General features: G+C 73.9%; 15 protein-coding genes and 1 pseudogene. 6 read left to right on the top strand and 10 right to left on the bottom strand.

Going from position 1 to position 18,872, the window contains the following annotated elements; all coding sequences use genetic code 11:
* Together ACFWA9_RS31275 and galT are read right to left on the bottom strand one after the other, a co-directional pair.
* Positions 1-275: NAD-dependent epimerase/dehydratase family protein (locus ACFWA9_RS31275; RefSeq protein ID WP_380391548.1), on the bottom strand; the 275-nt coding region annotated here is incomplete at its 3' end.
* On the bottom strand, positions 272-1,375 hold the full coding sequence (gene galT / locus ACFWA9_RS31270; protein WP_380391545.1) for a galactose-1-phosphate uridylyltransferase: 1,104 nt from the start codon (positions 1,373-1,375) through the stop codon (positions 272-274). The genes galT and ACFWA9_RS31275, both read right to left, overlap by 4 nt.
* 531 nt (positions 1,376-1,906) lie before the next feature.
* Here galT and ACFWA9_RS31265 point away from each other — a divergent pair.
* The gene (locus ACFWA9_RS31265) at positions 1,907-2,707 is read left to right on the top strand and encodes a DeoR/GlpR family DNA-binding transcription regulator (protein WP_380391551.1); all 801 of its coding nucleotides are present in this window, start codon (positions 1,907-1,909) and stop codon (positions 2,705-2,707) included.
* Positions 2,708-2,808: 101 nt separating this feature from the next.
* On the opposite strand, the gene ACFWA9_RS31260 is transcribed toward ACFWA9_RS31265, so the two are convergent.
* From ACFWA9_RS31260 to ACFWA9_RS31230, 7 genes and pseudogenes are all read right to left on the bottom strand, one after another.
* Positions 2,809-3,666, bottom strand: coding sequence for a DeoR/GlpR family DNA-binding transcription regulator (locus ACFWA9_RS31260; RefSeq protein WP_380391542.1), 858 nt, complete (start codon positions 3,664-3,666; stop codon positions 2,809-2,811).
* A gap of 343 nt (positions 3,667-4,009) precedes the next feature.
* Positions 4,010-5,044 (bottom strand): ABC transporter permease, encoded by a 1,035-nt coding sequence (locus tag ACFWA9_RS31255; RefSeq protein WP_380391539.1) that lies wholly within the window; start codon positions 5,042-5,044, stop codon positions 4,010-4,012.
* A complete protein-coding gene (locus tag ACFWA9_RS31250; protein WP_380391536.1) occupies positions 5,041-6,645 on the bottom strand; it encodes a sugar ABC transporter ATP-binding protein in 1,605 nt (534 codons plus the stop codon). The genes ACFWA9_RS31255 and ACFWA9_RS31250 overlap by 4 nt, the downstream gene beginning before the upstream one ends.
* Positions 6,646-6,832: 187 nt before the next feature.
* Positions 6,833-7,876 carry a substrate-binding domain-containing protein gene (locus ACFWA9_RS31245; protein ID WP_352296330.1) on the bottom strand — a complete coding sequence of 348 codons (1,044 nt, stop codon included), beginning with the start codon at positions 7,874-7,876 and terminating at the stop codon, positions 6,833-6,835.
* Positions 7,877-9,174: 1,298 nt separating this feature from the next.
* The gene (locus ACFWA9_RS31240; RefSeq protein WP_380391533.1) at positions 9,175-10,167 is read right to left on the bottom strand and encodes an aldo/keto reductase; all 993 of its coding nucleotides are present in this window, start codon (positions 10,165-10,167) and stop codon (positions 9,175-9,177) included.
* Positions 10,168-10,283: 116 nt separating this feature from the next.
* A pseudogene (locus ACFWA9_RS31235) lies at positions 10,284-10,514 on the bottom strand (PhoH family protein); the annotation flags it as partial.
* 459 nt (positions 10,515-10,973) lie between these two features.
* Complete coding sequence (locus ACFWA9_RS31230) at positions 10,974-11,633, bottom strand: class I SAM-dependent methyltransferase (protein ID WP_380391530.1); 660 nt, start codon at positions 11,631-11,633, stop codon at positions 10,974-10,976.
* 180 nt (positions 11,634-11,813) lie between these two features.
* Between ACFWA9_RS31230 and ACFWA9_RS31225 the strand changes: the two genes are divergently transcribed.
* A complete protein-coding gene (locus tag ACFWA9_RS31225; RefSeq protein ID WP_380391527.1) occupies positions 11,814-12,515 on the top strand; it encodes a hypothetical protein in 702 nt (233 codons plus the stop codon).
* A gap of 58 nt (positions 12,516-12,573) precedes the next feature.
* On the opposite strand, the gene ACFWA9_RS31220 is transcribed toward ACFWA9_RS31225, so the two are convergent.
* Positions 12,574-13,170: an XRE family transcriptional regulator gene (locus ACFWA9_RS31220; protein ID WP_352296314.1), complete on the bottom strand. Its 597-nt coding sequence runs from the start codon at positions 13,168-13,170 to the stop codon at positions 12,574-12,576.
* A 128-nt stretch (positions 13,171-13,298) separates the two neighbouring features.
* Here ACFWA9_RS31220 and ACFWA9_RS31215 point away from each other — a divergent pair, with 128 nt between their 5' ends.
* The 4 genes from ACFWA9_RS31215 (at position 13,299) to ACFWA9_RS31200 (ending at position 18,828) form a co-directional block, all read left to right on the top strand.
* A complete protein-coding gene (locus tag ACFWA9_RS31215) occupies positions 13,299-14,132 on the top strand; it encodes an EamA family transporter (RefSeq protein ID WP_380391524.1) in 834 nt (277 codons plus the stop codon).
* A 148-nt stretch (positions 14,133-14,280) separates the two neighbouring features.
* The gene (locus tag ACFWA9_RS31210; RefSeq protein WP_380391521.1) at positions 14,281-15,828 is read left to right on the top strand and encodes an MFS transporter; all 1,548 of its coding nucleotides are present in this window, start codon (positions 14,281-14,283) and stop codon (positions 15,826-15,828) included.
* Between the two features lie 131 nt (positions 15,829-15,959).
* A complete protein-coding gene (locus ACFWA9_RS31205; RefSeq protein WP_380391518.1) occupies positions 15,960-17,426 on the top strand; it encodes an MFS transporter in 1,467 nt (488 codons plus the stop codon).
* Positions 17,427-17,475: 49 nt separating this feature from the next.
* A complete protein-coding gene (locus ACFWA9_RS31200; protein ID WP_380391515.1) occupies positions 17,476-18,828 on the top strand; it encodes a carotenoid oxygenase family protein in 1,353 nt (450 codons plus the stop codon).
* Positions 18,829-18,872: the final 44 nt, after the last annotated feature.

The following is an 18,872-nucleotide window of genomic DNA, read 5'->3' as shown; positions in this document are numbered from 1 at the left end:
TTGCGCCAGTACTTCTCCGGGTCCGCGACCGACTCGCCGACCTGCGAGGAGGCCGCGAAGTGCAGCACCCCGTCGAAGGAGGCGTCGAGGACCTCGCCCGCCTCCTGGATCCGCCCCCGCACGAACTCGGCGCCGGCCGGCACACCCTCGCGGAAGCCGGTGGAGAGGTCGTCCAGGACGGTCACCTGGTGTCCCGCCTCCAGCAGGTGGGCGGCGACCACGCTGCCGACATAGCCGGCGCCACCCGTGACCAGGTACTTGCGGGCGGCGCTCATGACGCCACCTCGCGCAGCCGCTCGGCGGCCGTCTCGGGCGACACGTCGTTGACGAAGGCGTCCATGCCGGACTCCACGCCGGCCAGGTACTTGAGCTTGTCGGCGGTCCGCCGGACGGTGAACAGCTCCAGGTGCAGGGCGAGCTCCGCGCCGTTGCTGGCGGGGGCCTGGTGCCAGGCGGAGATGTACGGGGTCGGCGCGGCGGGCCCGTCGGCGCCGGGCGCGGTGAACAGCCGGTCGAAGCGGCGCAGCAGCTCCAGGTAGACGCCGGGGAACTCGGCGCGCTCGGCCTCGGTGAGCTGGGTGAGGTCGCCGACCCGGCGGTTGGGGTAGAGGTGCACCTCGTAGGGCCAGCGGGCGGCGAACGGCACGAAGGCGGTCCAGTGCCGGCCGGTGAGGACGGTGCGCCGGGGGTCGCCGCGTTCGGCGTCGAGCAGGTCCTCGAAGAGGTTGCGGCCGGTGGTGGCCCGGTGCTTCGCGGCCTGCTCCACCATCCGGGCGGTGCGCGGGGTGGCGAAGGGGAAGGCGTAGATCTGGCCGTGCGGGTGGGCGAGCGTGACGCCGATCTCGGCGCCGCGGTTCTCGAAGCAGTAGACCTGCTCGACGCCCGGCAGTGCGGAGAGCTCGGCGGTGCGGTCGGTCCAGGCGTCCAGGACCAGCCGGGCGTGCGCCTCGTCCAGGTCGGCGAAGGACGACTGGTGGTCGGAGGTGAAGCAGACGACCTCGCAGCGACCGGTGCCGGCCAGGGCGGTGCGCAGCGGGTCGCCGGCGGCGCCCTCGGGGGCGGGGCTGTCCGCGGCGAGCGAGGGGAAGCGGTTCTCGAAGACGGCGACCTGGTAGTCGGCGTCGGGGATCTCGCTGAACCGGCCGTCGCGGGACGGGCAGAGCGGACATTCGTCGGCCGGCGGCTGGTACGTCCGGGCCTGGCGGTGGGCGGCGACGGTCACCCAGGCGCCGGTCACCGCGTCGCGGCGGATCTCCGAGCGGTTGGCCGGGGCCTCCAGGGGGCGGAGGTCGGCGGTGCCGCGGTGGGCGGGCACGTCACTGTCGAAATAGATCAGCTCGCGCCCGTCGGCGAGCTTGCTGGTCGTCCTGATCACGGCTTCCTCTCGGCGGGGGTCCCGGGCGGCGAGTGCCTCGCTCCGCCAACGGACTGTGGCACCACATAATCAAACATAAATGAGCAAAAAGCAACGGTGGTGACTCGGGAGCCTACCGGGAGCCTGGCACGGCGGGCGACGGCCGCGCCAGGACGGACACGCGGGGCCCGACGAGCCGGTGCCGCAGGGCCCGGTGGGCGCCGGGGAAGCGGCTGGGTCCAGGCGGTTTCGCGGGTCGCGACGGTGCCCGAGGGGGCACGCGGGCCGCGCCGGGCGCGCCCGGCGGCCGCCCCCAGGACGCGTCCGGGCCGCGGTTCGCCGCAGCCGCGGGCCGGAGGCGGCCAGGTCAACACGTTCCACCAGCAACGGGCGGGCGAGCCCCCGGACACGACCGGAAGGAGGTGCTCCGCCGTTCGATCCTGTTCTCCCCTGCGCTACGTTGGTGGCCGGCAGACCCGGCCGACGGCGCACAGGCGCGCGGCCGTGGGCGGGACAGGGACCGGAACGGGGAGCGTCGTGGCGGAGCAGGGCATGCTGGCGCAGCAGCGTCGGGCGCTCATCCTGGAGTACGTCCGCAGGGACGGCGCCGTCCGGGTCGCCGACCTGGTGGAGGAGCTCGGCGTCTCGGACATGACCATCCGCCGGGACCTCGACGCGCTCGCCCGCAGCGGCGGAGTGGAGAAGGTCCACGGCGGCGCCGTCGCCGTGACCGGACCGACCGCGACCACCGACGAACCCGGCTTCGAGGCGAAGTCCACCCGGGAGTCCGCGGCCAAGGCGGCCCTCGCGGACGCGGCCGCCGCCCTGGTCGAGCCCGGCACCGTCGTCGCGCTCTCCGCCGGCACCACGTCCTTCGCCGTCGCCTCGCGCCTGCTCACCGTCCCCCGCCTGACCGTCGTCACCAACTCCCTGCCCGTCGCCGAGCTGCTGCGCACCGCCCGCCGGGAGCTGGGCGACGCGGCGCCGACCCTGCTGGTCACCGGCGGCAGCCCGACCCGCTCGGCGGCGCTGGTCGGCCCGCTGGCCGACCAGGCGATCCGCAGCCTCCACATGGACCTGCTGATCCTCGGCACGCACGGGGTCTCCGAGCAGGCCGGGCTCACCACCCCCAACCTCGCCGAGGCCGAGACCAACCGGGCCCTGGTGGCCGCCGCGCGCCGGGTGGCCGTGGTCGCGGACCACACCAAGTGGGGCGTGGTGGCGCTGAGTTCCTTCGCCACGCTGGCCGACGTGGACTCCTTCGTGACCGACGACGGAATCTCCGGCCAGGCCCGCGCGGTGCTGGCGGACACGGTCGGCGAACTCGTCGTCGCGCCCGTCCCCAAGGACTGACCCATCCCCGAGGACCGACCCGTTCCCGAGGGGCGACCGGTTCCCGAGGACCGACCCGTTCCCGAGGACCGACAGCCCGTGTCGCCGCCGGTCCGCCACGGTCACTCCGGCGGCCGCGGCCCCCGCAGGAGCGGGCCGGGCTTCCTGCCGACGGTCTCCGGGACGGCGCCGGGGGTGGTGATGATCAGCTTGCCGACCCGCTCCGCGAGGACGGCACGGGCCTGCGGCGGCATCCCGTCGTCGGTGACGAACCAGCCGATCTGGTCCAGGTCGGCGAAGGTGCTGAGCCCCGTGACACCCCACTTGGTGTGGTCCGCCGCCACCGCGACGCGGCGGGCGCGCGAGATGAACATCCGGTTGGCCTGGGCCTCGGCGAGATTGGGGCTGGTGAGCCCCTCGTTCTCGGTGACCCCGTGGGTGCCGAGGATCAGCAGGTCGACGTGGAGCGAGGCGATGGCCTGGTCGGTGATGGGCCCGACGAGGGCCTCGGAGGGGGTCGCACTGCCGCCGGTCAGGAGCACGACGGGCGGTCGCTGGGCGGTGTCCGTCGCGCCGCGCACCAGGCGCTCGATCGGCAGCGAGTTGGTGAGGATGGTCAGGTCCGGGACGTTCAGCAGCTGGGTCGCCACGGCGTGCGTGGTGGAACCGCCGCTGAGGGCCACCACCGTGCCGGGTTCGACCAGGGCGGCGGTCGCCTGGGCGATGGTGGCCTTGGCCGCCGATTCGAGGGCGGACTTCACCTCGAAGCCGAGCTCCTGGGCGGTGCCGGCGGTGACCGCGCCGCCGTGCACCTTCTCCACCGCCCCGGACCGCGCCAGGGCGTCGAGGTCGCGGCGGATCGTCATGTCGGAGACGCCGAACGCGACGGACAGGTCGGACACCCGCACGGCGCCGTCGCGCCGGACCGCCTCCAGGATGAGGGCGCGGCGCTGCTGGGCGAGCAGCCCCTGATCGGGCATCACCATACTGTGGTCAGCTCCCTCGGGCGGATCGGATACGGCTCGATCGAGACGGTCCCGTCGAGGACGGCTCCGTCGAATGCGGTTCCGGGGCGGGCCCGGCGGTGCGCCGGAAGCCACCCGGCCGGTACGGAACCGCCGGTGGCACCCGGTCCAGTCGGGTACCACCGGCAGTCTGTGGCGAGCGGGCCGACCCTCGGCGGCCCTCGCCGTTCCCCACGGGCGCGACCGGAGCGGTCCGTTCGTCGAACGGGCGCCGCCGGCCGGGCGGGTGCGGAAGTCGCTGACCCGGCACGGCCTCCGGGCCGATCGGTCCGGAGGTCCGGAGGTCCGGGCCCGGCGTCTAGGCGGGGAGGCCGATGGCGCGTTCGCCGCTCCGGCGTTGCTGGATGACGACGGCGGCGACGAGGAGGGCGCCTTGGGCGACGTTCTGCCAGAAGGAGTTGATGCCTTCGACGGTGAGGCCGTTCTCGAGGCAGCCGAGGAGGGCGACGGCGAGGAGGGTGCCGCCGATGCCGCCCTTGCCGCCCTTGAGGGCGCAGCCGCCGAGGGCGGCGGCGGTGATGGCCTTGAGTTCGAGGCCTTCGCTGCCGGAGGTGGGTTGGCCGGAGCCGGTGCGGGCGGTGAGGAGGATGCCGGCGAGGGCGGCGACGATGCCGATGAGGGCGTAGACGGAGACGAGGTATTTGTTGATGTTGATGCCGGCGAGGCGGGCGGCGGTGTCGTTGCCGCCGATGGCGTAGATGTTGCGGCCGATGTCGGTGTACTTGAGGAGGAGGTGGACGGTGGTGGCGACGACGATGAGGAGCCAGACCATGACGGGCAGGCCGGCGATCTTGCCGCGTCCGAGGAAGACGAAGAGGTCGTTGTTGAGGACGTAGCCCTGGGCGCGGCCGTTGGAGACGAGTTGGGCGATGCCCTTGTAGGCGGCGAGGCCGGCGAGGGTGGCGATGGTGGGGTTGACGCGGCCGTAGACGATGATGACGCCGTTGAGGATGCCGACGGCGATGCCGATGCCGATGGCGGCGGCGATGCCGGCGAGGGCGTTGGAGCCGGCGGAGGTGAAGGCCATGGCGGAGACGACGGAGGCGATGCCGACCTGGGAGCCGACGGAGATGTCGAGGCCGCCGCAGATGATGACGACGGTCTGGACGACGGCGAGGAGGCCGGTGATGGTGGCGGCCTCGGCGATGACCTGCATGTTGGTGATGCTGAGGAAGTTGTCGTTCAGGATGCCGAACAGGGCCAGGACCAGGACGAGGGCGCCGATCAGGCTCAGGTTCTGACCGCCGATGGAGGCCAGGAGCGAGGCGCGGTTCTTGGTGGGCCGGTTCGGTGCGCCGTTCTCGGCGGTCGGCCGGGCGGTGGTGGTGCTCATGCGCGGGCTCCAGGGGCGGTCGTCGTCGTGGGGGCGGTGGTCGGCTTGTCGTGGGTGATGTCGTCGGCCATGGCGAGGGCGAGGATGGCTTCCTCAGTGGCCCGGGCGCGGGGGAGTTCGCCGGTGATGCGGCCGTTCTGCATGACGACGATCCGGTCGGCGAGGCCGAGGACTTCGGGGAGTTCGGAGGAGATGACCAGGACGGCGATGCCTTCCTGGGCGAGGTCGGCGATGATCTGGTAGATCTCGGCCTTGGCGCCGACGTCGATGCCGCGGGTGGGTTCGTCGAGGATGAGGACCTTGGGCTTGCGGGCGAGCCAGCGGGCGAGGACGACCTTCTGCTGGTTGCCGCCGGAGAGTTTGCGGACCTCGTGCTCGATGGAGGGGGTGCGTACGCGCAGGCGGTCGGTGTAGTGCTGGGCGAGTTCGCGTTCGGCGCTCCGGCGTACGAAGCGCAGGCGGCGCAGGCGTTCCAGGACGACGAGGGAGGTGTTGTCGCGGATGGAGCGCTGCAGGAACAGGGCCTGGGCCTTGCGTTCCTCGGGGGCCAGGCCGAGGCCGGCGCGGATGACGGCGCCGGGGTTGCCGGAGGGCAGGCGCTCGCCGTCGAGGGTGACGGTGCCGGAGTGGATGGGCAGGTCGCCGGCGAGGGCGAGGGCGAGTTCGGAGCGTCCGGCGCCGATCAGGCCGGCCAGGCCGAGGACTTCGCCGGCGTGGACGCGCAGGGTGATGTCGTGGACGGCGTCGGTGGTGACGTTCCGGACGTCGAGGACGACGCGGTCGGTGGCGACGTCCTGGCGGGAGAACATGCTGCTGAGGTCGCGGCCGACCATGAGGCGGACGAGTTCGCCCTCGGTGGTGGTGGCGGCGTCCTGGACGCCGGCGAGGGCGCCGTCGCGCAGGACGGCGATGCGGTCGGCGAGTTGGAAGATCTCCTGCATGCGGTGGGAGACGTAGATGACGGCGACGCCCTGGTCGCGCAGGCGGCGGATGAGGGCGAACAGGGCGTCGACCTCGTGCTCGGAGAGCGAGGAGGTGGGTTCGTCGAAGGCGATGACCTTGGCGTCGCCGGTCAGGGCGCGCAGGATCTCGACGAGTTGGCGCTGGGCGGGGGTCAGTCGGGAGCCGAGGAGGTCGGGGTCCAGGACGCCGGCGAAGCCGAGGCGGTCGAGGTCGGCGGTGATGCGCCGGCGCAGTTCGGCGCGGTCCAGGCGGCGGCCGGCCCTGCGGGGCAGGGAGCCGGCGTAGACGTTCTCGGCGACCGAGACGTGCGGGATGATCTCGGGTTCCTGGGGGATGATCCGGATCCCGGCGCGGCGGGCGTCGGTCGGCGAGGACAGGGCCAGCGGGCGGCCGTCGAGGACGACGTGGCCCTCGGTCGGCTGGTGGTCACCGGTCAGGATCTTCAGCAGGGTCGACTTGCCCGCCCCGTTCTCCCCCATCAACGCGGTCACCTGACCGGCGGGGAAGTCGAGGGTCACGCCACCGAGGGCCTGGACCGCACCGAACCGCTTGGTGACCTGATGGACACCGACGCTCCCGGCGGCGGGCTGGGCAGTGGGCGGGCGGGGTTCCGGGTTCACGGCAGGGGCTGGGCTCATCGGGGTCACCTTGAGGTCGTGCGGGAGGGTCGGGACGGTCCGCGGCCGGTGGGACGCGGTCGGTGGCGGACCGGGTGGGGGGGTGGAGCTTCGGGCGGTCCGGCCGGCGGGGGCGTCCCCGGCCCGGCGGTGCAGGAGCCGGGCCGGGGAACGCCGTGGCAGGCCGGGGGATGCGGCCCGAACGGGGTCAGCTGCAGGTGACTCCGGCGCTCTGCCAGGTCGTGGCGTCGACCATGGTGGTGGGCGCGAAGGCCTCCTTCGGGAAGTCCTTGCTGTTCTTGAGCTTGTCGTACATGGTCTGCACGGCCAGCGCGCCGACGTCCTTGCCGTTGATGAACAGCGCGGCCTTCATCCCGGTCGGCTTGCCGCCGCTCCAGTCCTTGCACGCCAGGTACGCGCCCAGACCCACCCCGATCACGTGGTCCGCCGAGATGCCCGCGTTCTGCAGCGCCGTCACCCCGCCCTGCACGTTCTCGTCGTTGCAGCCCCACAGCACCCAGTTCTTCACACCCGGGTTGGCCGTCACCGTCGCCGCGATCTTGTCCTGCGCGCCGGTCGGCGTGTTGTCCGTCGCCACGTCGATGTTCTGCACCCCGGGCACGGCGGCCGCGAACGCCTCCTTCGCGCCCTTCACCCGGTCACCGCAGACCGTCACGTCCTGCTTCCAGGCCGAGATCACCCGGGTCTCCGCCGGGTTCCAGCCCGCCTTCTTGAACTCCTCACCGGCCCGCTTGCCGACCTCGCCGCCCATCTGCAGCCCGGAGAACCCGATCCGCGACACCAGGTCGTCCTTCGAGCAGGCCGCCGGGTCCGGACCGCTGGCGCAGATCTGGTCGTCCGAGGTCAGCAGCGCCACCTTGGCGTCCCGCGCAGTCTGCACGACCTGCGGCCCCACCGCCGGGTCCGGCACCACGATGATCACACCGTTGGTCTTCTGCGCGACCGCGGACTGCACCTCGCTGATGGTCTTGTTCGCGTCGTTGCCGAGGTTGACGACCTTCAGGTCGACCCCCAGCTCCGCGGCCTTCGCCTTCGCGCCCGCCGCCTCCCCGACGAAGTACTCCTGGTCGCCCTGCTTCTGCAGGTAGGTGATCGAGATCTTCCCGGAGACCGGCGCCACCGAGGCGTCGCCCGACTTCACGGACTCCTGACCGGTCGAACAGGCGGTGGCCAGGCCCAGCGTGAGGAGGAGGCCGGCTGCGGCGGCGGCGCGGCTGGTGGGACGGAACATATGGGGGAGCTCCTTCGAGGGCGCACCAGCCGCGGGGACGGAACGGGTGCGAGGGAGTCGGGCAGTCGTGTACATGCTGGTGGAATGCGAGCGGTGAAGTGCGGCGGTGCGCCGACCAGGTGGTGGTTTGAGGCCGGGAGCCCCGCCTTGGCCAGTCAATCGAACGTAGACTGCCAGAAACAAACACTTCCGAACGCGATGGGGATATGACACCTCTGTTTCGGAAACCACGTCAAGGGTGCGGCGGGGTCGAGACCAGCTTGTGACGTGCGGCCGGTGCCGGGGCGGACGGCACGCGCGGCCAGGTGGCAAGCCCCGCGGCTCAGCCGGGGATTCCCCGGGCGATCCCGGATCCGGACCGGTCGCGCCCGGCCGCCCGATCCGAAAGCCGGCGGTAACGCTTCGGTAACCCCCCGGGACGGTCGGGGGCGACGGCCCTCCAACCCTCACAACCGGTGCAGGTGGACGGTCGCCTGCCGAGCCGCGCGCAAGGAGAACAGTGAGAGAGCCCTCAGCGTCCTGGACCGCCTTCGAGCCCCGCGGCCGGCTGCCCCAGCCGGGCGAACGGGCGGCCGCGGACGCGCTGTTGTCGCTGCCCGAGGAGTGCCGGTGGGAGATCCTGCGGGCCGTGGTGCGGGCCGCCGGACAGCGGGAACTGCCGTCCTCGGCGGTTGCCGCCGGGACCGCGCCCCAGGACGGCTCCGCGGACGTCCGCCGCGCCCGCGCCGTCGCGGTCCGGACCTGCCGGTACCCGGCCGCCCGGCAGGGCGGCGCGGACGGGCCGTCCTCCCCGCCGCCCGGGGCACCCGCACCGTCCTGTCCCTCCTGTTCCGTCGGGGGTTGCCCGTCGCAGCCGGGGGCGATGTACGGGGGCGACGACGAACCCACGGTCGTCCTCGAACGAGCCCGCACCGTGGCCCGCGCCGAACGGCCGGCCCTGTCACCGGCCCGGGACAGCTCTGGCCCAGGCCGGCGCTCGCGCCGCGTCCCGTGGTGGAGCCTGGCGCTCTCGGCCGCCGCGCTGGTCGGCGGTACGGCGGCCATCCAGCAGGAGGGCCGGGAGGCACCCCGGCCGGGTACGGTCTCGGTGCCCGTGCCACCACCTCGGAGGCCTCGCCCGGCCCGACGGCGAATCCGGCCGTTCCCGCGGCGAAGAGCACGGCGGGCGGCGGCCCGGGGGAGAGCGGGACGGCGGAGAGCGGTACGGCGGGGCGCGGTACGGCGGGGCCGGCGAAGGGGCTCGCGGGTGCGGGGCCGACGGCCGGCCGCCCGGCACCGCCGGCGGTCGGCGGCGGGCGTCAGCGACTGAGCCGGTCGATCTCGGCGAGCTCCTCGGCGGTCAACGGACCGCCGTCGAGCGCGTCGAGGTTCTGGTCGAGCTGGGCGGTGCTGGACGCGCCGATGATCACCGAGACCACCCGCTCGTCCCGCAGCACCCAGGACAGCGCCAGCTGGGCCAGGGTCTGGCCGCGCCGCTCGGCGATCTTGTTCAGCGAGCGCAGCTGCTCCAGCTTCTCCCCGGTCAGCGCCTCCGCGCGGAGGAAGCGGCCGACCGACATCCGCGAGCCGGCCGGCACCTCGCCGGACAGGTAGCGGTCCGTCAGCAGGCCCTGCGCCAGCGGGGAGAACGCGATCAGACTCGTCCGCGTCTCGCCGACCGCGTCCAGCAGCCCGTCCTCGGCGGCGGCGCGGTCCAGGATCGAGTACCGGACCTGGTTCATCAGCATCGGGGTGCCCAGGTCGCGCAGGATCTCCACGGCCTCGCGGTGCTGCGCGGCCGGGTAGTTGGAGACCGCCGCGTACAGGGCCCGGCCGGAGCGCACCGCCCGGTCGAGCGCCCCCATCGTCTCCTCCAGCGGCGTCGCGGGGTCGTAGCGGTGCGAGTAGAAGACGTCGACGTAGTCCAGGCCCATCCGCTCCAGCGACTGGTCCAGGCTCGCCAGCAGGTACTTGCGCGACCCGCCGACGCCGTACGGGCCCGGCCACATGTCGTAGCCCGCCTTCGACGCGATGAACAGCTCGTCCCGGTACGGCTTGAAGTCCTGGGCGAAGAGAAGGCCGAAGTTGCGCTCCGCGCTGCCGTACGGCGGGCCGTAGTTGTTCGCCAGGTCGAAGTGCGTGACACCGCGGTCGAAGGCCCGGCGCAGCACCGCGCGCTGCACCTCCAGCGGCTGGGTGTCGCCGAAGTTGTGCCACAGGCCGAGCGACACGGCGGGGAGCAGCACGCCGCTGCGGCCGGCCCGCCGGTAGGACATGGACGTGTAGCGGGTCTCCGCGGGGTGGTGGGTCATACCGACATCCTTTCAGGCGGAGGCCGGTGGAGGGAACCAACAGCCTTGCCCGAAAGGGGCTTTGTCGGATCGCGGCGCGGCGCGCGGCGACGGACGGGGGAGGGCGTGGGCCCCGCTCAGGGCTCCGGGTGCTCCAGCATCTCCGTGACCAGCGCCGCGATCGGGGAGCGCTCGGAGCGGGTGAGGGTGATGTGGGCGAACAGCGGATGCCCCTTCAGCTTCTCGACCACCGCGACGACGCCGTCGTAGCGGCCGGCCCGCAGGTTGTCGCGCTGCGCCACGTCGTGGGTCAGCACCACCCGGGAGCCCTGGCCGATCCGGGAGAGCACCGTCAGCAGGCCTCGGCGGCTGTTCTCTGACGTCATGGTGAATTCCTCCTCCGCGAGCGGAGCGCGGGGTCGGGAAGAGGCCTGATGATTCCGTGGCCTCGCAGTTCCCGGCCCTGTCCGGCGGCCGGACCGAATCGTCGCCTGCTGCCTGTGCGGTGGGGAATGCCTTATCCGGCACTGAATCGACGGGGCGTCGATTCATTCACAGGTAGGTGTGGGCCCAAACTACGGCAGTCCGGGATCGGGGCCAACGCCTCCCCCTGTGGCGTGGATCACACCTAAAGGGCGGTTCGGGCCGTGTCGTCAGATGCGGAATTCGGCCCGGTCGGGGTGGCCGGTCGGGGTGGCGGGTCGGGGTGTGGCAGGTGCCCCAGGCACTGCCAGCAGGGTGTGAGGCATGGGAACGCCGAGTGGCCGGGAGGTCGCCCCCGGGTGCGGGTGGGCCCGGGGGCGACGGCGCGAGGTGCCGCGACGGGCTCAGCGCAGCCGGCGGGCGCGGAGCACCAGGTCGTCGGTGTGGTGGGCGCCGGCGCCGCCCTCCGGTGCCACGCGCGGCCGCTGCTCGTCCACCTCGACCCGCCAGTCCTCGTCGAGGAGCTCGGTGACCGTCGCGGGCCACACGTAGTCGGCGGGGTCGAACTCGCCCGCCTGTGCCTCCCGGGTGTCCATGCCCGCGTGGTGCACGAGCAGGAGCACGCCGCCGGGCGCGACGGCCGCGAGCAGCGCCCGCTCGGCCGCGGCACCAGGGGTGCGCAGCAGGGCCGGGTACTGCGCGGAGACCAGGTCGAAGGAGGCCGGCGGGAGCGCCGCCCCGACCAACTCCGCGTGCACCCAGCGAACGGTCACGCCGGCGTCCCGGGCGTGCCCGGCCGCCCGCTCCAGCGCCACGCCGGAGACCTCCAGCGCGGTCACGTCCCACCCTCCGCGCGCCAGCCAGACGGCGTCCGCGCCCTCGCCGCAGCCGACGTCCAGCACCCGCCCGGGGGCGAGCCCTTCGACCTCGGCCACGAGCGCGCCGTTGGGGCGGCCGCTCCACAGTTGCTGCCGGTCGGCGTACCGGCCGTCCCACTCGGCCCGCACGGCGGGGTCCCCGAGGTACTCGCCCGCGGGCGAGGTTGCTGCGATGTCGTCGGTCATGCCCCAACGCTCGCCCGCCGCCCACCAGGTGGGCCAGTTCTGTTGCCGATCCGGCAAACCGCGCGGGAGGCCCTCGCGTGGGGGCACCGTCCCGGTCCTCCCCGGCTGTGTGTCCCGCTGCCTGACGGTTTCGCTGACGTTTCCGGCCCGCGACTCCGACGGGGGCTCTAACCTGGCGCGATGACGAGTCGAAACCCAGTCTCCCGTACCGGCGCGGCCGCCCTTGGGGCCGCCGGCCTCGTTCTCCTCACCGCGTGCGGCGGCGGGGGCGGCAGCAGTGAGAGCAAGGCCAAGCAGGTCGGTTGGTACCGCACGGTCGGCGACCTCTGCGCCGTGCTGGGCGATCCCGGCCTGCCGGGGCAGCTGAGGAGTTCCATACCGGTGACGAGCGCCGGGATCGCGAGCGACCCGTCCAAGTCGCTCAGCTGCGGCTACGTCGGCGGTCCGGCGACCGAGGACTGGCGGGTGAGTGTCGACGCGACGGTCTTCGAGGCGGCCCGCGGCTGCCACTGGCTGGAGGTCGAGGCGGACATCGCGAAGTCCCCGCTCGGCGGACCCAAGCCGACCGAGACCCGGAAGTTCGAGACGACCGACGGCGGGGGGCTCGGCCAGGAGGGCTACCAGTCGTCGGTCCGGCACCCGCTCACCGACACGATCCCGGGGCCGGTCGACCAACTGGCCTTCAGGTCGGCCTTCTGCGACGGCAATCTCCGTCTGACGGTCACCGTCGACTACAGCGCGGGCTCGGAGATGTCCGCGGACTACCCGAGCGCGCTCGACAAGGCGGAGGAGGCGTCGCGGAAGAAGGCCGCCGAACTGCTCAAGCGGGCGCGGGAGGCGCTGTACGAGCGTGCGATGAGCCCGCAGCCGACGGCCACGTGACAGGCGGGCGCCCCGGCCAGAGCGAACCGCCGTACCGCGTCCCGGTGAGTGCCCCGGTTCACACGGTCACGCCGGCGGGCGGGGTGGGGCCCGGGGGGAGGTGGACGGTCATGATCAGGTCGCAGGGGCCGGTGTCCGAGGCGCGGTAGGTGTGGGGGGCGTCGCCGTCGAAGGTGGCGGTCTGGCCGGCCTCGACGGTGTGCTCGGTGCCGTCGACGACCAGGGTCATCCGGCCCGCGGTGACGCTGACGGTCTCCACGACGCCGGCCTGGTGGGGGTGGCTGGGGTAGTCCTCGCCGGGTTCGAGGTGCCAGCGCCAGACCTCGACGGGGGCCGGGCCCGAGGTGGTCAGCATGAGCCGGGCGGAGCCGCCGTGCTCGCCGGTCCACAGCGGGGCGACCGCGTCGGCCGCCACGACGCGGACCCGTCCCTCGGGCGGGCCCTGCATGAGGGCGGACACCGAGATCCCGAGGGTGTCGGCCAGCCGCACCAGGGTGGCGAGGTTGGGGTTGCCCTGTGCTCGTTCCAGGCCTACCAGGGCGCCCTTGCTGACCTGGGCGCGGCGGCCGAGTTCCTCCAGGGAGAGGCCGGCCCGCAGCCGGGCCGCCCTCACGTTGCGCGCCACCGTTCGCAGAGCCGCCGCCGTCTCGACCACCGATTACCACTCCTCGTCCCTCGGTCCACTCAAATGTACCCTGCGGTCGTTCCGGTAACCCATCCTGGTCATTCTGTTGTACCGTGAAGTCGTTCCACTGATTGACGACGGGCATCGAAGGACGTGCTGTGACCGCTCTGCTGCTGGCCCTGTGCAGTTCACTCGCCTACGGCTGCGCCGACTTCCTGGGCGGTATGGGCGCCCGCAAGGCCCATGTGCTGCGCACCGTGATGATCGCGGCCCCCGCCAGCCTGGCGGTCGAACTCCTGCTGTGGCCCTTCCTCGGCGCCTCGTTCAGCGCCGCCGCCGTGGGCTGGGGCGCCGCCTCCGGCATCGCCTCGGCCGCCGCGTTCGTGCTGCTCTACCGGACCCTGGCGATCGGCCCGATGAGCGTGCTGTCGCCGGTGACCGCGCTGGTGTCCGCCGTGCTGCCGGTCGCGGTCGGCCTGGTGCAGGGGGAGCGGCTCTCCGCGGCCGGGCTGGTCGGCCTGCCGCTCGCGCTGGTCGCGGTCGTCCTGGTGAGCGCCGGGAGCGAGGGCCCGGCCCGGCCCTCGCGCGGCGCCCTGCTGCTCGCGTTCGGCGCGGGCGCGGCCATCGCCCTGCAGCTGATCTGCCTGCACCAGGCGCCCTCCGACAGCGGGTTGGCACCGCTGCTCACCGGCCGGGCCGTCTCCTCGGCCGCCACCCTGACCGCGGCCGGCCTGCTGTACCGGCGGCTGGGCGGCGAACGGCCCGCGTACGGGATGTCGGCGGCCGCGGGCGTGCTGGACTCCCTGGCGAACCTGCTGTTCCTGCTCGCCGCCCGCAGCGGCGACCTCGCCGTCGTCGCCGTCATCACCGCCCTCTACCCGGCCGGCACCGTCCTGCTCGCCCGGGCCGTGCTCGCCGAACGGATCCACCGCCTGCAACTCGCCGGGCTGGCGGCCGCGGCCGTCGCCGTCAGCCTGCTCGCGCTGACCTGACCGACCGCCTCCCGGGGCGCCGGACGAGCATGCCGGGGGCGCCGGGCCGCGTGCTACGGTGGCGGCACCGGGAGTAAAAACGCGAGCCACTCGCGCGCATACGCGGTCTCCGACGAGCCGCCACTTCTTCACCTCGAAGGAGTGCGCCGTGCCCACCCGCCGTCCCCGTGAAGCCGCCGAGAGCCCTGCTGCCCCCGCCGAACGCCCCCGTGAAGCCGCCGAGAGCCTCGCTGCCCCCGCCGGACGTTCCCGCTCGCCGCGCTCCCTCCGCGAGGCCTGGACCGCCCTCGCCGGGCTCTCCGCCGTGTTCCTCTTCGAGATGCTCGACAACTCGGTCCTCAACGTCGCCCTGCCCACCATCGGGCGCGAGCTGTCCGCCTCGGCGACGGCCCTGCAGTGGGTCACCAGTGCGTACGCCGTGGTGTTCGGCGGGCTCATGCTCGCCCTCGGGGCGCTGGCCGACCGGGTCGGCCGGCGCAGGGTCATGCTGGTCGGGCTGGTGCTGCTCGGTGCGGCGAGCCTGGCCACCGCGTTCGTCACCACGGTGGAGCAGCTGATCGCCGTCCGCTCGGCGATGGGGATCGCGGCCGCGATGACGACGCCGGGCTCGCTCGCCCTGGCGTTCCGTCTGTTCGACGAGGACGGCCTGCGCGTCCGTGCGACGACGCTCATCTCGACGGTGGGGCTGGTCGGGCTCGCGGTCGGACCCACGGCGGGCGGTCTCGTCCTCGCCGTCGCCCCGTGGCAGACCCTGCTGCTGGTCAACGTGCCGATCGCCGCGCTCGCGTACCTCGGCATCCGGCGCGGCATCCCCGCGGACCGGGCGGACGAGCTGCACCGCGACCCGGTCGACGCCGCCGGCGCGCTGCTCGGCACGGCGACGGTCGTGCTGGCGCTGGTCGCACCGACGCTCTTCGTCGAGCTGGGTGCCCGCTCGCCCCTTCCGTGGCTGACCTCGGCGGTGGCGGCCGCGGCGGCGGTCCTCTTCGTGGTCCGCGAGCGGTCGGCCCGCCACCCGCTCCTCGACCTCGAACTGGTCGCCCGCCCGCTGGTGTCGAGCGGCCTGGCCTTCAAGGGCGCGGCCGGACTGGCGACCGCCGGGCTCGGCTACCTGGTGACGCTGCACCTGCAGCTCGACCTGGGCTGGACGCCGGCGCGGGCGGCGCTCGGGATGCTGCCGCAGGTCGTCGTCCTCATCGCCGGCGGCGCCCTCGTCGGCCCGCTGATCAAGCGCGCGGGTCTCGACCGGGCCGCCTGGCTGAGCGCCGGAGCGGTGGTGTGCGGACTGGCCGTCTACGGGCTGCTGGGCCGCTTCGGGTACCCGTGGGTCGCCGTCGCGCTCGCCCTCGCCGCGGCCGGCATGCGCGTGGTCGGGGTCGTCGCCGGGACCAACGTGATGCGCGGCCTCCCCCGGAACCGGACGACGGTCGGTGCGGCGCTGGTGGACAGCGCCGGTGAGGTCGCCGCCGCGGTCGGCGTCGCCGTCGGCGGCACCGTTCTCGCGGCGCTCGTCACCGGTGACCTCACCGCCCCGGACCGGGACGCCCACCGGACCGGGGAGTTCCTGGACGCGGTCGGCTGCGCCGGTCTCGTGCTGACCGCCGTGGCCGCGGTGCTCGTGGGCTGGGGCATCCGCCGGGCCCGGGTCGCGGACCGGGGCACGGGCACGTCCGCTGCCGGAGCGACGGCCGGGTAGCGGCTGCTCCGAGGGCGCGGACGCGGCCGGGCCGCCATCCGCGGCTGGGTGGACAGCGGTGGACAGGAGTGAACAGTCCCCGTCCCCGCCGGCCCTGGAGAGTGGACAACGCTCCGCACGAGTCTGTGCCCATGACCGATGCACACACGCACACCGACCGGGCCGGACCCCGGGCCACCCGGCCGGGAGCCGCCCTCGCGGCGCTCGCGGCGGCCCAGTTCACCGTCATGCTCGCCACCTCGATCGTGAACGTGGCCCTCCCGCAGATCCGCACCGGCGTCGGCCTGTCGGACGGCGGGACCACCTGGGTGGTCAACGCCTACGGCCTGGCCTTCGGGGCGCTGCTCCTGGCCGGCGGCCGGGCGGGCGACCTCCTCGGCCGCCGCCGGGTGCTGATGTCCGGCCTCGGGCTGTTCGTGGCGGCCTCGCTGGCGGCCGGCCTGGCCGGCACCCCGGGCGTACTGATCGCCGCCCGCGCGGCGCAGGGCCTCGCCGCCGCCGCGATCGCGCCGGCCGCGCTCGCCCTGGCGATGGGCCAGTTCCGCTCCGGACCCGGGCGCGGCCGGGCGCTGGGCGTGTGGGGCGCGGTCTCCGGCGCGGGGGGAGCGGGCGGCGTCCTGCTGGGCGGTGTCCTCACCCAGGCCTGGGGCTGGCCCTGGATCTTCCACTCGGTCGCGCTCGGCACGGCGCTGGTCCTGGCCGCCGTGGCGGTGCTCGTGCCGCCGGAGACCGGCGCGCGGACCGGGCGGTTCGACCTGCTGGGCACCGCCACCGTCACCCTCTCGCTGACCTGTCTCGTCTGGGGCCTGACCACCGCACGCGGCGCCGGCTGGACGGACACCCGGGTGCTGGGCGCGCTCGGCGCGGCCGCGGCGCTGTTCGCGGCCTTCGTCGTGGTCGAACGCGGCCGCCCCGACGCGCTGGTGCCGCGCCGACTGCTCACCACCGGCCGGGTCGCCGCGGGCAACCTGCTGATGGCGCTGCTGGGATCGGTGTGGATCGCGCTCTTCTTCTTCCTGCCGCTCTACCAGCAACAGGTGCTCGGATCCGGGCCACTGGCCACCGGCGCGGGCCAACTCCCGCTCGCGGCAGCCAATATGATCGGTGCGTCGCTGGCGCCCCGGATCGCCCGGCGGCTCGGCGCCACCGCGACCGTCACCGCGGCGCTGCTCACCGAGGCCGCCGGGCTGCTGTGGCTGTCACGGATCGATGCGGACGGAAGCTACCTCGCCGACATCCTCGGCCCGAGCGTCCTGGTCGGCCTCGGTCTGAGCGTCGCCTTCGTCCAGCTCACCGCGCTCGCCGTGGACGGCGTCCCGCCGCAGGACGCGGGCCTGGCCGGCGGCCTGGTCAACACCACCCGACAGGTCGGCGGCGCGATCGGCCTCGCCGCCCTGGCCACCCTGGCCGGTTCGGTCACCGCCGGCGCCGCCGGCCACGCGTCGCACGCGGCAGCCCTCACCAGCGGGTACCGGGCCGCCTTCCTCGTCTCCGCCCTCGTCCTCGCCGTCAGCGCGGCGCTCGCCGGGTACCTGGCCCGCCGCCCGGTCCGCGCCCCGGCGGCCACGGCCGTCCCGCTCCCGCTGACCGGTCGCTGACCACCGCACAGCCCCCGACCACCCGTCACCACCGAGAAGGAACCCCGCCATGAGCACCGAGAAGCCCTACCTGACCGGTCACTTCACCCCCGTCGTCGACGAGGTCACCGCCACCGGCCTGACCGTGGAGGGCCACCTGCCGCCCGAGCTGACCGGCCGGCTGCTCCGCAACGGCCACAACCCCAAGCCCGGCGTCACCCCCACCCACTGGTTCAAGGGCAGCGGCATGGTGCACGGCATCCGGCTGCGGGACGGCCGCGCCGAGTGGTACCGCAACCGCTGGGTGCGGACCCCCGCCCTGGACGGTGCCCCCTACCTGACGGAGCACGGCCCGGACCTGACCGCCAGCGCCGCCGGCACCCACATCATCGAGCACGCCGGGCGCCTCCTCGCGCTCTGCGAGGCCAACCTGCCCTTCGAGCTCACCCCGGAGCTCGACACCGTGGGCGCCTACGACTTCGGCGGCAAGCTGACCTCCGCGATGACCGCGCACCCCAAGGAGGACCCGGTCACCGGGGAACTCCACTTCTTCGGCTCCTCGCCGTTCCCGCCGTTCCTGACGTACCACGTCGCCGACGCCAAGGGCGAGATCGTCCACACCGCCGAGGTCCCGGGCGCGAGTGCCGCCCTCAAGCACGACTTCGCGCTCACCAGCGGCCATGTGGTCTTCGTCGAGGGCAACGTCACCTTCGACCCCGCCGAGCACTCCGGCATCCCCTACAGCTGGAGCGACACCCAGCTCTCCCGCATCGGCATCATGCCGCGCGGCGCCGACGGGGCCCGCCACGTCCGCTGGTTCTCCATCGAGCCGGGCAACATGCTGCACGTCGGCAACGCCTACGAGGACGGCCGGGGCCGCGTCGTCCTGGAGGGTCCCACGGTGGACCGCGAGGGCTTCCGGCTCTCCTGGAACTGGTGGGTGGGCGCGCCCGGGCGCGGCACCGAGCCGGTGGCCCGCTCGCTCACCCGCCGCTGGGTGGTCGACCTGGCCGCCGGTACGGTCGACGAGCAGATCATCGACGACCTCGCGGTGGAGTTCCCGACCCTCAACGAGCGGTACCTCGGCGCCGAGAACCGCTACCAGTACGCCATCTCCTTCCCCGACGAGCAGGGCTTCGGCGGCTACGGCGTCGTCAAGTACGACCGCACCACCGGCGCCCGGCGGATCCACCAGGTCGGCGACGCCCGGCTGCCGAGCGAGGCGGTCTTCGTGCCCGCCGACGGTGCCACCCGCGAGGACGACGGCTACCTGCTGACGGTCGTCTCCGACCTCAAGCAGGACGCGTCCCAGCTGCTGGTCCTGGACGCCTCCGGCCTGGACCGGGTCGCCACCGTCCACCTGCCGCAGCGGGTGAGCGCCGGGCTGCACGGGTCGTGGATCCCGGACGCGACCGAGGGGTGACCTCGGCGGCGAGCGCGGCGGCCCGGGCAACGGTTCATCCGTTG

Source organism: Kitasatospora sp. NPDC059973, from assembly GCF_042737525.1.
Classification (GTDB): domain Bacteria; phylum Actinomycetota; class Actinomycetes; order Streptomycetales; family Streptomycetaceae; genus Kitasatospora.
This window is presented reverse-complemented; position numbering and strand designations above follow the sequence as displayed.